The following is a 17,696-nucleotide window of genomic DNA, read 5'->3' as shown; positions in this document are numbered from 1 at the left end:
AAATATAATTTTTAGGCATTGTATAGCAAAATGTCTAAAGAAAGCATTATTCCCTAAATCATTTTATAAGCTTGTTCTAAAAGCTCTTTGGCTCCATTTGCAATAAATTTCTGTGCCAAATGCAAACCAAGATTTTTGGCACTAATAAGCGCAATCTCTGGATGAGAATCTAACACACACATAAGCGTTGAATGGATACTTGCGCTCCCATCTGGCAAGCCTAAAATTGCTTCTAACACTAGTTGTGTAGATTCTTTACGTGCATGCACACCTATAGGCACTTGACAACCACCATCTAATGCACGAATAAACTCTCGCTCCGCACTACAGCAAATTACACTCTCTTCATCTTGTAATTGCTGTGCATATCGCACTACATTGACATTCTTACTCGCACACTCTATACCAAGCGCCCCTTGCCCCATTGCTGGTATCATAAATGACAAAGGCTTTATATATGTGATCTGCTTGGTATCTATCTCCAAACGCTCCAAAGCCGCTTTTGCCAAAATGATCGCATCAAACTCACCATCTTTTAATTTTTGTAGGCGTGTTTGCACATTTCCTCGTAAAGAAAGTGTGTCCAAATCCCTACGCAATAACTTTAATTGCATCGATCTTCGCAAAGAAGTCGTCCCAACTCTTGCATTTTGAGGCAAATCATCAATACCTGCATATCGCATACTCAAAAAACAATCCTCAAAACTAACTCTTTTGGTAATTGCTGTGAGCTCTAGCCCACTCTCTAACTCTACAGGCACATCTTTGAGGCTATGCACCGCTATGTCAATAGATCCCTCAAGTAACATCTCTTCAAGCTCTTTGGTAAAAAGTCCTTTGCCACCGATTTTTGCTAATGGCACATCAAGAATCTTATCGCCCTTAGTTCTAATGATTTTTAATTCAGATTCTACTCCATGCTCAAGCAACAATCGCTTTTTGATATGTTCTGCTTGCCATAAGGCTAATGCACTACCCCTCGTTCCAATGATGAGTTTATTTGGCATTCTAGCTCCTTATTATGAGTTTGCATTGAGGATCACATCTAATGCCTGTGTCGCCTCAATAATCTGTCTTTTTCGTCCTTCACGCTTGATAAGCTCTACCTTGCCTTCACCAAGAGTTTTACCAACAATAAGCGCTTGATAAAACCCTATAAGCTCAAAATCTTTCATTTTAAAACCAAAGCGCTCATCTCGATCATCAAGCACAACATCAACGCCACAATCTTTAAGTTTTTTATAAAGCTCCAATGCATAAGACATTTGATCGTTATCTTTCATATTTGAAACAATAATCACAATATCAAAGATTCTCACACCTTCGCCCCATACACAACCAAATTCATCGCTTTTTTGCTCTAAAATTGCTGGAAGCAAACGTGTAACACCAATCCCATAACAACCCATAATAAGGTTACGAGCTTTTCCCATATAATCTAAAAATGTTGCATTCATAGATGCAGAATATTTCTCACCAAGTTTAAAAATATGCCCAATCTCTATGCCTTTAGCATACTGCAATCCACATCCACAATGTGGACATTCATCGCCCTCTTTTACCTTGATGATATCTGCATAATGTGCATTGTGCAATTCATCAAATTCATTAAAGGCAACTCCTACTATATGATAATCCTTTTTGTTTGCTCCAACAATCATATCCTTAGCCTCTCGCAAACTCTCATCAAGTATATAACGCACACCATTAAGCCCTATAGGTCCTATAAATCCTGCCTGAAGCCCTGTAGATTCTAAGAGTGCTTGTGGTGCATCTTCTAAGCCACTATAGTGTGCTACACCAAGTGCATTGAGTGCGTTTAGCGCCTTTGTCTCCTCGCACTCATCATCTCCACGCACAAAAAATACCACCACTTCACTTGCATTATCTTTCGTGGCTTTGTCATCTGCATTACTAGATTCTCTTAAGGCTTTTTTGACTACAGCTTTTATAGTAAAAAATGGATGAATCTTAAAAAAATCACATAAAGATTCTATCGTCTTGGTGTCTGGTGTTAAAAACTCACAAAATGTTGCCTTTGGGGCTTGAGCACCATATTTTCCTTCATCATTTGGTGCTTGCCTACTTTTGCGCTTAGCGGCTTCAAGATTTGCACCATACTCACAATTTTTACACACTACAAGCGTATCTTCACCGCAATTTGCCAACACCATAAATTCCTTGCTACCACTACCGCCAATAGCGCCACTATCTGCCTCTACGACTTTATACTCTAATCCCAATCGCTCACAAATACGCCTATATGCTTGCTCAACCTCTCTAAATTCTCGATCCAAATCCTCATAGCTACTATGAAAGCTATAGCCATCTTTCATGACAAATTCTCGTGCGCGCATAAGCCCAAATCTCGGTCTAGCCTCATCACGAAATTTTGTGTGAATCTGATACACATGCAAAGGTAGTTGCTTGTAGCTTTTGATAAATGATCGTGCGATGTGTGTTACCATTTCTTCGTGTGTGGGTCCTAGCACAAACTCATTATCTTTTCTATCTTGTAAGCGCAAAAGTTCTTTACCATATTGATTATAGCGCCCACTTTCTTGCCACAATTCTGCAGGTGTAACAAAGCCCATGAGAATCTCTTGAGCGCCAATTTTATCCATTTCTTCTTTGATAACGGCACGAATCGCATCAAGCATTTTTTTACCTAATGGCAAAAAATTATAAATCCCACTACCTACTTGCTGAATATATCCAGCCCTAAGCAAAAGCTGATGACTAACTAAAATAGCATCTTTTGGTATCTCTTTGAGTGTGGGGGCAAAAATCTGTGAAAATCGCATATTGACTCCTGAAAAGATTACTTTGTATTTTTAGATTCTGTGAAATATTCCTCACATGTGTATTTATTGAGCATTACAATTTCATCATTGATATCAAAAATACTCTTTACTGCCTCGATAATGGGATCAGAATTGATGCTTTCTCCAGCTTCTTTTATGCGTATCGTGGGCTTATGTAAAAATGTATTAAACGCATTATGTAAGATTTTCTCGACATTTTGGCGATACTCACTAGGCAAAAAGCCCTTTTTAATTGCCTTATCAAGTTCTTTGAAGCTAGAATCTTTAGCTAGTAAGCGCATATGCTTGATGATAGGATCCACACCCAAAGTCTGCAGCCACTTAAAAAACTCCTGTGTATATTGCTCAACAATCTCATAACCATCTTTTGCATTTTCTTGGCGTTGCTGTTTGTTTTTGGTAACAATCTCTTGCAAATCATCAACCTTATAAATCTCTAGATTCTCTATTTGCACTTCTTCTATGTCTCTTGGCACCGCGAGGTCAAACCATACGCGCTTATGCATGCTTGGGCGTATCATTTCTGCACTAATCACACTATGAGGTGCACCTGTAGCACTCACTAACACATCCGCACGATCCAGCACTTCTTGAAGTTGGCTAAAGGGCTTTATTTCTACTTTGCACGCAACTTCTTGTGCAAAATTTTCCACTATGCTTTGAGCATTTTGCAAACTACGATTTATAAGCGTAATCTTTGTGTCATATTTTGCAAGGTGCTTTAAGGCGAGAATCGCCATTTCACCAGCACCCAACACTACTACTTCTTTAGAATCTAAACTTTCGCCATATTGCGAAAATTTAGCTACAAGCATATGAATCGCCGCTCCAGCTACAGATGTATGGCTAGAGGAAATATCCACGCTATTACGCACTCTCGCGGCACATTTGAACGCATAATGCATAAGACGCGTTATATCTTTGGCACAACACAAATTTTCATACGCAAATCTATAGGCATCTTTGAGTTGCCCTGTAATTTGTGTCTCTCCCACCACAAGACTATCGAGACTTGAAGCCACACTAAAGGTATGATAAATAGCATATTGATTAAGGCGTATATCCGCACATTCTCTAAGTATTGCAATAGGAATACACTTATAAGACTCTAGATTCTCCAAAATATACTCACGCGCTACTTTGGTATCCAACGCACTCGCATACACTTCCACACGATTGCAAGTAGAAAGTAACATCGCCTCTTTAATCGCCTCGCACTCACAAAGCTTGCGTAAAAATGTGAGCTTTTCTTCATCGCCAAACGCCAATTTTTCTCGCAATGTCAGATCCATATGTTTATGCGAAAAGCTTATAACAAGGTATTGTGTCTCTCGTTGTTCTTGCATCAAAACTCTCTTTCTATCATATTTTCTATAACCTCTTGAAGGTGTGCATTATTCTCGCCTTGTATAGAATCTAATGCACAAAAGGCATATTCGCGTGCCTTAGTGATACTATCCTGTATGCAATCATACATATAGAGATGTTCTCGTAGCCATGCTATCCTATCTTGGGAAAGTGGCGTGCGAAAAAGCGTCAATAACTCTTGTCTTTGTGCTTCATTTGCACGCTCATAGAGATATATATAAGGAAGTGTGGTTTTACCCTCACTAAAATCACTCATTGCGGGTTTGCCCAAAACCTCTGAATCTTGTGTAATATCAAGCACATCATCAATAATCTGAAATGCAATGCCAAGGTTATTGCCATATGCTCTATATTTTTGTGAATCTAATTTAGCCAATAATGCCCCACATTCTGCACTTGTAGCGATAAGAGCGGCTGTCTTTAGCTCACACATTTGCAAATATCGTGTTATATCGGTATTAAAGCTTTGTGCCATAAAGACATCTTCAATCTCTCCAATAGCAAGCCTACACACAGAATCTGACACGCTTTTTGCGATAGCGCTCTCATAAGCACTAAGTTCAAAAAATGCCTTTGCATACAATACATCGCCAAGCATAATAGCGTTTTTATTTCCAAAAAGTGCGTTAAGCGATGGGGATTTGCGCCGCATATTGGCATTATCGATTACATCATCATGCAAAAGCGATGCATTTTGAATAAGCTCGATAATTGCACATAACCTGAGTGCCTCCTCATTTATGCCACTCACTGCCAAAAGGAGTTTAGATCGCAACATCTTACCCTGACTCGTTTTACCAAAAAGTTCGCTTATGATCTCATTGCGACAATCCGCGATATACTCTTGCATATATCCTAGAATCCGTAATCTTACCATATCAAAATCTTGCATTGCTCCCCTTTATAGATTTTCTTCAACCACACTTGCACCATTACCTTCTATATAAAGATGTAACAAAGCCTTTTTGTCCGAAAAATCCTTAAAAAAAATATGTAATTTTGGGCTTTGCTCGGCATTCCCCAAATCTAGCACAAAATCACTGCGCTGATAATCGCGATACAAAATCACTTGATAACGGAAACTATCATATGCTATATGCATCACTAATCCATAATTTTTATACAAAGTCCAACGCATACTGAATGGTTTTTGGGTTTGCTCTAAAACAATCTTGGCGCGATAATTTTGCTCTTTGGCAAGCATTAGATCTCTGTGCCACATCCACAAAGGTTGAGTAGCCTCCAAATAAGACATTATTAATGCGACAAGCAACCATCGCATTACTCGTGATTTCCCAAAATATTACCCATAGATTCAATAGCAAGAGAATCTACAAGATCGCGCACCTCTTGCTTTTGCCCTTCATCAAGTGAGAGGGAGAATTTTTGCACATCTACACTCGCTACACCTTTAGATTCTAAAAACAATTCATACAGACTAATCACGCCCAATAAACGCTCCAATTCCATTTCTACAAGTGTAGGTGATGCGTTGCGAATAATTTCATGCCATTTTTGCAAGGGTGACTTCCCAAATATCTCTAAATCATCTAACTCCATAAACACACTCCTTAAGATAAAACCCAAGATTATAGCAAAACATTGTTTTTTCTTAACTTATCTATGTTCAAAGTCTATAATCTTGCCTGAAAGATTGTTAGGATAACAACATAAAATTTTGCCACAACAAATGATGTATTGTTATATTATTGCAACTTATTAAGATGCCATAAATACTGTAATCTTGATAAAAAATAACATTTGATGTATCATTAATGCGTATCTTAATACTGGGGGATCAAAATGAAAAAACTTAGTATGCGAACTTACAAGATTGTATGCATAAGCCTCTTGTGTTCTGTATATACTTATGGTGAAGCACGTATTGGGCTTGGTGGCATATATAGCCAAAGAGATCTTCCAAGCCAAAACTTGCATACTACTAGCAAAGATTATGGTGGGTACTTGACACTTAGTGGCGATATATCTTTTTTCCAAAGACTAAAACTTGGAGCAATCACTGACATAGGCATGGGTTCAAACACCAACAACAATTCTAGTACATTTTTTGATCCTTCCGTTAAGCTAGGTTTCAATACTTCTTATTCACATAATCCACTTTGGATCAATGTAGGATTCACAGGTGGTGCTTATAGATATGATATCACACCAAATCGTATATATACCGCATATTTTGCAGCAAGTGCTGGATTTGAGGGTAGGATTCAATCAGGTGAGAAACTTTACTACGAATATACTGCAGATTATGACTATATCTTACACGACCAAATCTCAACAAAAACACCTTCCATAGCTATCACTCATACCAACAATGGAAATTATGGCATACGCGCTTCCATAGGATTTTCTTATAAACTTAGCGAGAATATTTTCTACTATATAAAATTTAGAGCCAAATACCAAAACCTTGCCTATCACCAAACACTGCCTACAGCAAACAATCTCATAGGTATGATAGAAATTGGCATAGGTGGAAAAAATTGGTAGGATACTTGTAAATGTATGCAAAGACTAGACTATTCAAATAGTCTAGTCTTTGGTAAAAATTAGAATCTCTTAAGCGAAAAATAGATCTCACTCAACCTTTAAAGTTTTTCAAAAACCTGTAATTACACAATGCCTAAGGCAATGTTCCATACACGACCCACAAAACCCCTACAGATTGTTTAAACGTGATAGGACTGCCATTTGGTGTGCTTGTAAGCCCTCAGTTTTTGCAAGTGTGGCACACGATTGTCCAAGCTCACGCATCGCATCTTTACTAAAATAAATAATAGAGCTTTTTTTCATAAAGTGCTCCACTCCAAGTGGGGAGAAAAAGCGCGCACTTCCTCCAGTAGGAAGGGTGTGATTAGGACCGGCGAGATAATCCCCAATAGGCTCACTTGCGTATTCGCCCAAAAAGATCGCTCCAGCATTTTTAATGCGAGGAAGAAGACTAAAAGGATCAGGCGTAAGAATTTCTAAATGTTCAGGTGCGATTTTATTCATCAAAACTACACTTTCATCAAGACTAGATGTGTGAATAAACACGCTACGATTTTGTATGCTAGTTTGTGCTATATCCTTGCGTGAAAGCGTAGGTATGATACGCTCAATATGTGCAATACTCTCAACAATAAGTTCCTTATCATCACTAATAAGAATAGAGCTTGCAAGCTCATCGTGTTCAGCTTGTGAGAGTAAATCCCATGCAATATATTCAGTATTTGCCCCACTTTGCGCAATGATACCAATCTCACTAGGTCCGGCTATCATATCTACATTGACTTCGCCAAAAACCATTTTTTTAGCTGTAGCGACATAAATATTACCCGGTCCAGTAATGACATCAACTTTTTGAAAATCACATCCTCCATATGCCATAAGTCCAATAGCGCTCGCTCCACCAACTTTGTAAGATTCTCCAATCCCACATAAATGCAAGGTTGCCAAAAGAAGCTCGTTTGGTTGGTTATGCGGTGTGGGCGTGCAAACAACAATCTCTTCCACTCCAGCCACGATCGCAGGAATAGCATTCATCAAAAGCGAACTAGGATAAGCAGCCTTGCCACCAGGTATATACAACCCTGCACGTTGCACAGGAGTAACCTTTTGCCCTAACATAGAGCCATTAGATTCTGTATGTATCCAAGTTTTCTCTTTTTGCTTACTATGAAAGTCAAAAATGCGATCATAAGCTATGTGCAAAGATTCTTTAAGATCTTTGTCAAGATTATCATAAGCCTTTTTGCATTCTACAGAATCTATATGCACTTGCGCAAAATCACTTGGTTGCCACATATCAAAAGTTGTAATATGTCGCAAAATAGCAGTCTCTCCCTCATTTTTTATTTCGCATAGGAGGTTTTGCACACTTTGGCTCACATGTGTCATATCCATTGCACCACGCTTTAAAATCTCAGAAAATTTGTGTGAGAAATCTTTACTACGCGTGTCTAATATCTCTATCATTTGCTGCATTCCTTAAATGGTATGATTGTAGGTTTTGATTATAACAAAACATTACTTGCTTTTGGGTCAATATACTTTGCTATAATCCTCCCAAAAAACAAAGGAATACACATGATGCTCTATGACTGCTCCAAAAATATACCCTACAAAGTCGTAGCACTCCACACCACAGACAAAATGCTCAAAGATCGACTTATTGCTATGGGTATTTGCCCAGATAGCACAATCACACTCTATAACACGACACTTACCAAGGCAACGCTATGTGTCATGGTAAATAGCACACAAATTGCACTAAGGGCACAAGAAGCTAAGGAAATTGAAGTTTCTCCATTATTATGATGTAACCGCATAACAATACCCTCCATGCAATATATGACTACAAGCTATAATTTTCTTAAGCATCCTTTAAGGGGGGGGGTATAATTCTCCCTGAAGTTCAATATTATTGCTACCTTAAAGGAAATTTCATGATGCATACTTCGCTTAATGGCTTTAACATTGCAGAATCTTTTTATTACGAAAATGGTTTTTATATCACTGCAGATACAAAGAGATTTAGAAAATTTTTTGCACATTATGAGTTATATAAAAAAATTCTCTCCCTACCTGGAGTAGCCATAGAATGTGGCATTTTTAAAGGCAATTCTCTTTTTAGATTCGCGCATTTTCGAGAAATTTTGGAAATGCAAGACTCTCGCAAACTCATAGGGTTTGATATGTTTGATGAATTTCCGCAAACAGATTTTGAGGCAGATAAAACATTCAGAGAGGCATTTATACAAGAAGCGGGAAAGGGTATTACAGAAGAAGAACTCTGCAAGGTTCTAGACTTTAAGAAAATTCGTAATTATGAACTTATCAAAGGTGATATCACTCAGACTGCGTCACAATATTGCATATCTAATCCACAATTAAAAATCGCATTTCTACATGTAGATACAGATATTTATGAACCAGCTGTAAGTATTTTGGAACATTTTTGGGAAAAAATGGTAAGGGGTGGTGTAGTTGTGTTTGATGATTATGGGACATTTCCGGGTGAAACCAAAGCCGTTGATGATTTTTTTCACTCAAAAGATATACAAATACAAAAATTACCTATTTGTCATACACCAAGCTTTGTCATTAAGCCATAACGCATAACTCTTTACAATAGCGTGAAGCCAATCATCATAGATTTGTCCCTATAAAATTTCTCCTTAATTCCTTGCAGCACCCTAGCACACTAAAATTTCCTGCTGCTGGATCACACACTAAATCCCCGATATTGGTGCAAGATTCTATAAGAATTTTTTGTAAGGCTTTTGGTTTGCTGTGAGGGTGTGCTTTTAACTCGTTTTGTGAAATTTTTTCGCTATGCACATCACGGATATTATGAAGTTTCCAAGTCCCCTTTGCTCTAATAGGCTTTTTTTGTACGATGAGTAGATATTCGCTTTGTTTTCTTGTGCGATAACCCATACCCATTTTCATTTTATCCCAAGTGATGAGATCCACGATTTGTAAAAGTGTAGAATCTAGCCAAGGTCTCACACCCTCACACAGATGAAATTTATCAATCCATAACATAAGATAGCAACTAGGCTTTAAAACTCGGCTAATTTCTTGGATAAAATGTATAATCGTCGCTTCAGACATTTGCACCAAGACACTACGCCCCTTTTGTCGATCACCCTCATTACCATAATGCATTTTATCTAGCACACCACGATATTGTGGATCAAAAAAACATAAATCAACGCTACAATCCCCCAAACTTTGGAGTAATTCTAAGCCATCAATGGTGAGTTTGGTGTTTATTAGATCCAACATTGTCAAATCCTTAAAGTAAGGGTTTTTTGTAGAATGCTAAATCCTTGATTTTAGATTCTATACGTTCTGTATGGTATTCTAGCTCTTCTTTTCTTTTAACAGAAATTTCTATAAACTCACTTTCTTGCTCTATACCAACAAATTTTCTATTTAAAAGACTTGCTGCAATTCCTGTAGTGCTAGAACCGCAAAAAGGATCGCAAATGAGAGAATTTTCATTGCTTGCCATAAGAAGTAATCGAACCAACAATGCCAAGGGTTTTTGTGTGGGGTGTTTGCCACAACTTTTTTCCCAAGGAGCAATGGCTGGGAAGCTCCATACATCACGCATTTGCTTGCCACCATTTAAGGCTTTTAGAAATTCATAATTAAAAATATGCTTATGTTTGTGGCTTTTTTTAGCCCAGATGATTTGCTCAGTAGAGTGCGTAAGATAGCGACAACTAAAGTTTGGTGGGGGATTAGTCTTTTGCCAAGTGATAATATTTAAAATCTTGAAATCAAGCTTTTGTAATGCCCTCCCAAGTGAAAAAATATTATGATAAGTCCCACTTATCATAATACTACCCGTAGATTTTAAGGCAATTTTTGCATTAGCAATCCATTTCATATTAAAGTTATCAATATCTTCAATTTCATTACCTCTATCCCATTCCCCCTTATTCACACTTACAATTTTACCATTTTGGATACTTAAACCATCATTTGACAGAAAGTATGGAGGATCGGCAAAGATTAAATCAAAATTTTCTTTCATCTGTGGCAAAAACTCATTGCAATCACCTTGATAAAGACTAAAATTAGAATCTGTGCTTGTAAAAATGGGTTTTAACGTGCGAAATTCAGCAGTCATTTATGCCCGAATCCATAGGAATTGGCAAGCCAAAAACCTGTAAGGGGATATATTCAAAGTAATACCTACAATTTACACTAATGATATAATCCAAAACATCTTTATATTCTGGTTTTTGAAAGCAATTACTTAATAAATATACATATCCCACTTCCATATTAAGGCTAGATAAAAGTTTTTGATACTGCTTTTTCTTAAAATCGCAAGTTTGTAATTTTTCATCAACAGAACCTGCGACCTGCTGAAATTTACATTCAATAACAAAAAATGTGTTATTGATGATAATAGATACTATCATCTGGCAAAAGCCTTTTAGAAAAAATACTTTTCCAATCCACTTGACGTTTTTCTAAAAACTCATAAAATTCATATTTTTTAAAAATTTGTGCTACTAACTCACCACAATAATATACTTGCCCATTAGAATCAGTACTATAACCATTCTGTTCAGATAAAAAGGTAGCCAAATCCACCTTTCCTTCAAAAATTAATCCTGTCTTTGCATTTGAACCACCAATGCCATTTGCTATCATAAAAATCCTCCTGCAATGATTTACTCAAACACCCTTTTAAAAATAGAATCCACGTTTTTTGTATAGTAGCTAAACTCAAAGCACTCGCGGATAATCTGCTCTCCATTACCACCATTCTTGCTAAGAAGTCCCACGAGCTCAGAATCTGCTAAAAGATATTGCAAGTAAAGTGACTCCCTTTTATCATTTAGCACAGGTTGTCCCTTTTGTAAGCCCTGCCATACTTTCATCGCATTTCTTTGCACGATTTTATAGGCATCTTCACGTGATACACCACATTTTGGAAGCTCTAGCAAAATTCTTTGAGAAAAAACTAAGCCACCAGTTAAATTTAGGTTTTTCATCATATTTTTTGGATACACCACTAGCTTTTCAAGCAGTCCTTTTAAACGCATCAACATAAAATCCGTCGTAATAAAGCTATCAGGCAAAATAAATCGCTCCACGCTAGAGTGGCTAATATCCCGCTCATGCCATAAGGCTACATTCTCCATCGCAGGAAGTGCATAAGAGCGTATGATACGACAAAGCCCTGTGATGTTTTCGGACAAAACAGGGTTACGTTTGTGTGGCATAGCAGAGCTTCCCTTTTGCCCAGATTCAAAATACTCTTCTGCTTCATAAACTTCTGTGCGTTGTAAATGGCGGATTTCCACGGCAATTTTCTCACAGCTACTAGCTAAAAGAGCTAAATCACTCATTAGCCTAGCGTACCTATCCCTTTGTATCACTTGATTACTCACAGGGGCAGGTTTAAGCCCAAGCTCTTTGCAAACTAGCTCTTCAAGCTCCATGGGTGTATGGGCGAGATTGCCCATCGCTCCACTTAGCTGCCCTACAGAGATGACTTCAAGCGTAGATTCTAGAGCCTTCAAATGCCGCCCCAGCTCATCATACCAAATCGCCAAAACCAACCCAAAGGTGATAGGCTCTCCGTGGATTCCGTGGCTTCGCCCCACCATTAGCGTATCTTTATGTTCATACGCTCTTACCTTTATCGCCTCTCGCACTTGCTTTATATCCTCTAAAATAATCTTTAGAGAATCTCGCATTTGTAACGCCACTGCGGTATCAATACAATCGCTAGAAGTTATCCCATAATGCACCCATCGCGACTCTTCGCCCAAAGACTCTGCTATAGAAGTGGTAAAGGCGATTAAATCGTGCTTTGTAACTGCTTCTATCTCATCAATCCTAGCAATATCAAATCTTGCATTTTTACATATTTTTTCACAATCACAATCAGGGATTAGCCCTAAGCGATTCCACCCACGCACTAACGCCTTTTCCACTTCAAGCCACGCAGAATATTTCGCATTCATATCCCAAAGCTCTTTCATCTGCTCTCTTGCGTATCGCTCTACCATAGTTCCAACCTCATAAAACTAAATTTTGTTTAAGTAAATTAAATGCATAATCCTAACACAAAGCCCCTTAAAAACCATAGCAAAATAGAATCTAAAGTTTATATAGAGTAAAATTCAAACATTTATTTTTAATTTTTAAGGTATGTAATGCGTATAGCTCTTTTGCAAATCTCAAAAATAGAATCCCCTTTGTATTTAGAATCCTATCTCCAAAATTGTGCCAAGCAAAATGTAGAAATAGTGGTTTTACCAGAATACACATTTGAGCCATTTTTTCGCCATTTGCAATCCCTGCCCTCACCACAACTCATCGCAAGTCATAATGTCAGCATATTGCGACAACTTGTAGTGTTTGCCAAGGAATATAATTTAGAGATTATCGCACCTATTGTTGTGGATTTATATACTCTCAAACTCTCGGGTCATCGCCTTTCAAATACATTTTATAAAACAATCGCACTTATAGATTCACAGGGCTATACATTTTATGTCCAACAACGCCTCATAGATTATCCACATTGGAATGAACACGCATTTTTTGCCAACAAGCACTACAAAAAGCCAAAATTGCCCCTCACCATAGAAAGAAAAGGCTTAAAAATCGGTGTCTTATCAGGATTTGAATTGCATTTTGATGAAATTTTTATCGCTATGAAAGCCCAATCCTATGATGTCCTTATCGTGCCTTGCGCAAATACCTTTGACACACTTACAAGATGGCGATCGTTATGTAAAACGCGTGCATTTATTCATTCTTGTGCAATCTTGCGAGTAAATCGCGTAGGGACAGAATATGTCGATAAGACGAGTTGGAATTTTTATGGTGATAGCCTCTATGTCAATGCCTATGGACAAATCGAAGATAGTTTGCAAGATTATGAGGGACTAATGATCATCTCACTCCATGCAGAATCTATCCAAAAAGCACGAGAAATGTGGCATTTCCATAAACCATTTGCACAAACATAAACACAATCTGTCATTAAAACAAGGAGTTTCTAAACAATGATCATACAAACACATGAATGTCTAGAATCCACGCAAACTTTTCTCTTGCAAGGACTAAAATCTGGGACTTTACAAGCCCCTATTTGCATAAACACACATAGGCAAACACACGGCATAGGTTCAAGAGGTAATACTTGGGAAGAACAACCAAAGGCGATATGTTTTTCTTTTGCACTGCCTTTAAGTGCGTTGCCACAAGATCTAAAAATAGAATCTGCATCTATCTATTTTGGTTTTCTATGCAAAGAAACACTCAAAGATTTTGGCTCAAAGGTTTGGCTCAAATGGCCCAATGATCTCTACATAGAGCATCAAAAAATCGGTGGCGTATTATGTAACAAATGGCAGGAATATCTTACCTGTGGCATAGGGATTAATCTATATACCAAAGGCAACAACAGCACTTCATACGCGACACTAGAGCCAGAAATCAGCACACGCATAGAAACTATGGATTTTCTACAAAGATATTTTACAAGCATTGAAAAAAAAATATCTTGGAAGCAAATTTTCAGATTCTATGCGTTAGAATTTCAAAACAATTTTGATTTTGACTTCCATCATAATCATAAAAAAGTGTCCTTTAAAGAGGCAAAATTGTTAGAAGATGGTGCGATCTGTGTAGATTCACAAATCGTGTATAGTTGTAGATAACACTAATAAACGGAGTTAGAGAATGTGTGAGGTTATAACCGTTGCAAATCAAAAAGGAGGGGTTGGCAAAACAACGACTGCTGTGAATCTTGCGGCGTCATTGGCTATATCCGAAAAACGAGTTTTATTGATAGATTGCGATCCACAGGGTAATGCAACAACGACATTTAATATTAGACGCACAGATATACAAACAGATATTTATCAAGTTTTATGTGGATGCAATACACTCTCTGATGCGATTATTGATTTGCAAGAGATTCCTTTTTTATCACTCGTGCCTTCAAGCATTGCGCTTGCTGGATTTGAAAAAGATTTTTACAACAAAAAAAGTGGGCAAATGATTTTGCGCAATAAACTTGAAGAAATAAGACATAATTATGACTTTATCATTGTAGATTCTCCACCTGCGCTTGGGGCACTTACCGTGAATGCGCTTGTTGCATCAGATTCTGTTATTGTGCCTATACAATGTGAATTTTACGCATTAGAGGGCTTAGCACAATTGCTCAATACCGTGAAAGTCATTAGAGATACAAGCAACCCTAATCTAAATATTAGAGGCTTTCTACCTACAATGTATTCTAGCCAACACAATCTCTCACGACAAGTTTTTGATGATTTGGCATTGCATTTTCAAAAACACCTTTTTAAAAGCGAAAGAGGGGAATATATTGTCGTGCCTAGAAGTGTGCGATTAGCAGAATCTCCAAGTTATGGAAAACCAATTTTACTTTATGATGCAAAATCTAGCGGAAGCGTTGCGTATCAAAACCTTGCTGAACTTATCTTAGAAGACGCATAATGGCAAAGAAACCTAGGGGCTTAGGACGCGGATTAGACGCTATTTTTGGCGAGGTATCCCAAGCCTATGAAAACAACATGGGTAATTCTGATGCTGCAGTGCTTGAGCTAAGTGTGGAAGTCATCAAGCCAAATCCCTACCAACCAAGAAAATACTTTGAAGAAAATGCCTTGCAAGAACTTGCAGATTCTATCAAAGAACATGGGTTATTGCAGCCTATTGTCGTATGCGAAGATGATAATGGAGAATATGTCTTACTTGCTGGAGAGCGTAGATTGCGCGCTAGCAAATTGGCAGGATTGCCAAATATTAAAGCCATCGTTGCTGATATAGACACTCACAAAATGCGAGAACTAGCGCTCATAGAGAATATCCAACGAGCAGATTTAAATCCTATCGAGTTAGCATACTCTTATCAAGAGCTTATTGATGAATACAATATCACGCATGAGGAGCTTTCTCAAAGGATAAAAAAGTCTCGCACCCAAATCACAAATACCCTGAGGTTGCTAAACCTTGAAACATTTGTGCAAGAAGCACTCATAGAGGGTAAAATTTCACAAGGGCATGCTAAAATTTTAGTGACACTCTCGCCACAAGAACAAAAGTTGGCTTTAGATTCTGTCATAGGGCAAAAGCTTAATGTGCGTGATACTGAAGTATTAATAAAAACTATCAAAAATCCAAACACACCAAGTCATACTCCCTCCAAAAAGACACAGGTTTCAAATGAGCTTGATACAGAACTTTTGGAACAAGCGCGGAGTATTTTGTGTAAAAATGGTTATAAAACAAGTGCCAAAAACAATCAAATTTGTATAGAATTTTCTCAAGATGTAGAAATTAAGGCATTTATTGAAAAAATTTCTCACTAAATTAAAAAGTTTAAGAAAAATCATAACTTAAATTGTTAAAATACCTGCAAAACCCTATGAGTTTTACAAGCGAGATTAACTCTATCACAAATAAAGGATAGAATACATACTAAGGAGTGTCCTAAATGGAAATATCAGTAAATAGCAATCTGATGATTTTGGTATTTTGTTGCTTTGTGCTTTTACTTTTCTTTCTTAATCAATGGTTGTATAAGCCACTTCTCACATTTATGAATAAGCGTGATGAAATGATTAGAAAAGACTTACAAAACACACAGGGTAATCTACAAGAAATTGCAAAAATCCAAGATGAAATAAACACAATCATAGGAAATGCGCAAAAAGAAGCAAAAGAAATCATCGAACAAGCAACAGCTAGAGAAAAAAGGCTCATGGAAGAAAAACTGGCTGAAAAAAAAGCTGAACTAGATTCTAAATTGCTGACTTTTAGAGAGGATTTAGTCAGGCAACAAAAAGAACTCAAAGATGGTTTAGGCACACATGTTGATGAATTTAAACAAAGCATACGCAAAAAGCTTGAGCAAGCATAAAGAGGAGGAATAATGAGATATATACTATGTATTACTTTGGTGGTGATATTACCGAACTTCGCATATGCTTCTGGAGGATTTGAACAGAGTGATTTCATACCTAGACTTATAAACTTTGCTTTGTTTATAGCGGTTTTATGGTATTTTACATTTGCGCGTATTAAGGCTATTTTTGCCAATCGTAAAGCACACATAGCTTCACAACTCCAAGAAATACAAAACAAGCTTCATAAAACGCAAAAAGAAAAAAATGAGGCCTTAAAAAAGCTTGAAGAAAGCAAGAAAAAGGCGCAAGAAATCATCGATATCGCCAAAAAAGAGGTAGCCATCATTTCGCAACGCTTTGCACAGCAAACACAGACACAGATTCAAACCCTTATGCAATCAGCACAAACAAATATGGAGTTTGAGCAAACAAAGGCTATGCGAGAGGTTGTGGAATCTATGTTGAGTGACATAATTCATTCAAAAGATATGCAGCTTGAGAATAAAGATTATATCCACATTATTACAAAAAGGATTGCTTCATGATGGATTTGGTAGCTAAAAAATATACAAAGGCTATTTTGGACACATTTTCAGCCAAAGAAATAGAAGACATCGTTGCAATCTTTTCTACCTTCAGCAAAGTTATTGAGGACGAGACGATATGCAGTTTTCTCTACTCACCATTTGTTGATAAAGCAAAAAAAGAGAAACTACTTTTAGAAAGTTTGCGTATTAATGAAGAAAAATTTGAGAATCTTATTAAGATTTTGGTTCGTTCAGACAGAATCTCTGCCATACCAGGGATTGCAAAAACACTTGAAAAAAAGATTCTTGCAGATACAAAACACTATGTAGCAGTGCTTAAAATTAAAGAAGAAGTAGATTCTGCGACATTACAAAACATTGCTAAAAGCTTTTCGACAAAACTTAATGTCAATCTTGATGTACGCCAAGAAAAAACGAGCATTGATGGCATTAGGCTAAGCGTAGAAGATTTAGGCATCGAAATCTCTTTTTCTAAAGAGAGATTTTTTACTGATTTGACAAATCATATTCTCAAAGCAATTTAATCTAAGACA

The 17,696-nt window shown here is 37.3% G+C and carries 22 protein-coding genes; 10 read left to right on the top strand and 12 right to left on the bottom strand.

Annotated features, from left to right (window positions below):
• Positions 1-53: 53 nt before the first annotated feature.
• From hemC to C6H22_RS03750, 6 genes are read right to left on the bottom strand one after another with little or no spacing between them, the layout of a single operon-like run.
• On the bottom strand, positions 54-1,007 hold the full coding sequence (gene hemC, locus C6H22_RS03775) for a hydroxymethylbilane synthase (RefSeq protein WP_104694006.1): 954 nt from the start codon (positions 1,005-1,007) through the stop codon (positions 54-56).
• Positions 1,008-1,019: 12 nt separating this feature from the next.
• Positions 1,020-2,804 carry a proline--tRNA ligase gene (locus tag C6H22_RS03770; RefSeq protein WP_104694005.1) on the bottom strand — a complete coding sequence of 595 codons (1,785 nt, stop codon included), beginning with the start codon at positions 2,802-2,804 and terminating at the stop codon, positions 1,020-1,022.
• 17 nt (positions 2,805-2,821) lie between these two features.
• Positions 2,822-4,171: a glutamyl-tRNA reductase gene (gene hemA, locus C6H22_RS03765; RefSeq protein ID WP_104694004.1), complete on the bottom strand. Its 1,350-nt coding sequence runs from the start codon at positions 4,169-4,171 to the stop codon at positions 2,822-2,824.
• The gene (locus C6H22_RS03760) at positions 4,171-5,085 is read right to left on the bottom strand and encodes a polyprenyl synthetase family protein (RefSeq protein ID WP_104694003.1); all 915 of its coding nucleotides are present in this window, start codon (positions 5,083-5,085) and stop codon (positions 4,171-4,173) included. Before C6H22_RS03760 ends, hemA begins: the two co-directional genes overlap by 1 nt.
• A 9-nt stretch (positions 5,086-5,094) precedes the next feature.
• Complete coding sequence (locus C6H22_RS03755; RefSeq protein WP_104694002.1) at positions 5,095-5,475, bottom strand: hypothetical protein; 381 nt, start codon at positions 5,473-5,475, stop codon at positions 5,095-5,097.
• Complete coding sequence (locus C6H22_RS03750) at positions 5,475-5,753, bottom strand: DUF2018 family protein (RefSeq protein ID WP_104694001.1); 279 nt, start codon at positions 5,751-5,753, stop codon at positions 5,475-5,477. Before C6H22_RS03750 ends, C6H22_RS03755 begins: the two co-directional genes overlap by 1 nt.
• A gap of 243 nt (positions 5,754-5,996) precedes the next feature.
• Here C6H22_RS03750 and C6H22_RS03745 point away from each other — a divergent pair, with 243 nt between their 5' ends.
• Positions 5,997-6,701, top strand: coding sequence for a hypothetical protein (locus tag C6H22_RS03745; RefSeq protein WP_104694000.1), 705 nt, complete (start codon positions 5,997-5,999; stop codon positions 6,699-6,701).
• A gap of 168 nt (positions 6,702-6,869) precedes the next feature.
• On the opposite strand, the gene hisD is transcribed toward C6H22_RS03745, so the two are convergent.
• On the bottom strand, positions 6,870-8,165 hold the full coding sequence (gene hisD / locus C6H22_RS03740) for a histidinol dehydrogenase (RefSeq protein ID WP_382276001.1): 1,296 nt from the start codon (positions 8,163-8,165) through the stop codon (positions 6,870-6,872).
• Between the two features lie 114 nt (positions 8,166-8,279).
• Between hisD and C6H22_RS03735 the strand changes: the two genes are divergently transcribed.
• Both C6H22_RS03735 and C6H22_RS03730 read left to right on the top strand, forming a co-directional pair.
• Entirely contained in the window at positions 8,280-8,510 is a 231-nt protein-coding gene (locus tag C6H22_RS03735) for a FeoA family protein (protein WP_158654613.1), read from the top strand.
• A 128-nt stretch (positions 8,511-8,638) separates the two neighbouring features.
• Positions 8,639-9,307, top strand: coding sequence for a class I SAM-dependent methyltransferase (locus tag C6H22_RS03730; protein WP_233707019.1), 669 nt, complete (start codon positions 8,639-8,641; stop codon positions 9,305-9,307).
• A 34-nt stretch (positions 9,308-9,341) separates the two neighbouring features.
• Here C6H22_RS03730 and C6H22_RS03725 read toward each other — a convergent pair whose 3' ends face one another.
• The 5 genes from C6H22_RS03725 to purB are packed head-to-tail and all read right to left on the bottom strand — an operon-like array spanning position 9,342 to position 12,736.
• Positions 9,342-9,983: a DNA methyltransferase gene (locus C6H22_RS03725; RefSeq protein ID WP_104693997.1), complete on the bottom strand. Its 642-nt coding sequence runs from the start codon at positions 9,981-9,983 to the stop codon at positions 9,342-9,344.
• 10 nt (positions 9,984-9,993) lie between these two features.
• The gene (locus C6H22_RS03720) at positions 9,994-10,836 is read right to left on the bottom strand and encodes a DNA-methyltransferase (protein WP_104693996.1); all 843 of its coding nucleotides are present in this window, start codon (positions 10,834-10,836) and stop codon (positions 9,994-9,996) included.
• The gene (locus C6H22_RS08835) at positions 10,826-11,134 is read right to left on the bottom strand and encodes a PD-(D/E)XK nuclease superfamily protein (protein ID WP_233707018.1); all 309 of its coding nucleotides are present in this window, start codon (positions 11,132-11,134) and stop codon (positions 10,826-10,828) included. Before C6H22_RS08835 ends, C6H22_RS03720 begins: the two co-directional genes overlap by 11 nt.
• Positions 11,109-11,369, bottom strand: coding sequence for a hypothetical protein (locus tag C6H22_RS08830; RefSeq protein ID WP_233707017.1), 261 nt, complete (start codon positions 11,367-11,369; stop codon positions 11,109-11,111). The genes C6H22_RS08835 and C6H22_RS08830 overlap by 26 nt, the downstream gene beginning before the upstream one ends.
• A 20-nt stretch (positions 11,370-11,389) precedes the next feature.
• Complete coding sequence (purB, locus tag C6H22_RS03710) at positions 11,390-12,736, bottom strand: adenylosuccinate lyase (protein ID WP_104693995.1); 1,347 nt, start codon at positions 12,734-12,736, stop codon at positions 11,390-11,392.
• 147 nt (positions 12,737-12,883) lie between these two features.
• Between purB and C6H22_RS03705 the strand changes: the two genes are divergently transcribed.
• The 7 genes from C6H22_RS03705 to C6H22_RS03675 all read left to right on the top strand — a co-directional run bounded on the left by C6H22_RS03705 (position 12,884) and on the right by C6H22_RS03675 (position 17,687).
• Positions 12,884-13,705: a carbon-nitrogen hydrolase family protein gene (locus C6H22_RS03705; RefSeq protein ID WP_104693994.1), complete on the top strand. Its 822-nt coding sequence runs from the start codon at positions 12,884-12,886 to the stop codon at positions 13,703-13,705.
• Positions 13,706-13,741: 36 nt separating this feature from the next.
• Positions 13,742-14,398 (top strand): biotin--[acetyl-CoA-carboxylase] ligase, encoded by a 657-nt coding sequence (locus C6H22_RS03700; RefSeq protein ID WP_104693993.1) that lies wholly within the window; start codon positions 13,742-13,744, stop codon positions 14,396-14,398.
• Positions 14,399-14,420: 22 nt separating this feature from the next.
• Positions 14,421-15,203 carry a ParA family protein gene (locus C6H22_RS03695; protein WP_104693992.1) on the top strand — a complete coding sequence of 261 codons (783 nt, stop codon included), beginning with the start codon at positions 14,421-14,423 and terminating at the stop codon, positions 15,201-15,203.
• A complete protein-coding gene (locus C6H22_RS03690) occupies positions 15,203-16,078 on the top strand; it encodes a ParB/RepB/Spo0J family partition protein (protein ID WP_104693991.1) in 876 nt (291 codons plus the stop codon). Before C6H22_RS03695 ends, C6H22_RS03690 begins: the two co-directional genes overlap by 1 nt.
• 125 nt (positions 16,079-16,203) lie before the next feature.
• On the top strand, positions 16,204-16,629 hold the full coding sequence (locus tag C6H22_RS03685) for a F0F1 ATP synthase subunit B family protein (RefSeq protein WP_104693990.1): 426 nt from the start codon (positions 16,204-16,206) through the stop codon (positions 16,627-16,629).
• Positions 16,630-16,641: 12 nt separating this feature from the next.
• Positions 16,642-17,160 (top strand): F0F1 ATP synthase subunit B, encoded by a 519-nt coding sequence (locus C6H22_RS03680; protein ID WP_104693989.1) that lies wholly within the window; start codon positions 16,642-16,644, stop codon positions 17,158-17,160.
• A complete protein-coding gene (locus C6H22_RS03675) occupies positions 17,157-17,687 on the top strand; it encodes a F0F1 ATP synthase subunit delta (RefSeq protein WP_104693988.1) in 531 nt (176 codons plus the stop codon). Before C6H22_RS03680 ends, C6H22_RS03675 begins: the two co-directional genes overlap by 4 nt.
• Positions 17,688-17,696 lie beyond the last annotated feature (9 nt).

The organism is Helicobacter equorum (genome assembly GCF_900198655.1).
Lineage (GTDB): Bacteria > Campylobacterota > Campylobacteria > Campylobacterales > Helicobacteraceae > Helicobacter_F > Helicobacter_F equorum.
The sequence above is the reverse complement of the archived record's forward strand: the minus strand, read 5'-3'. Positions and strand labels throughout refer to the sequence as shown.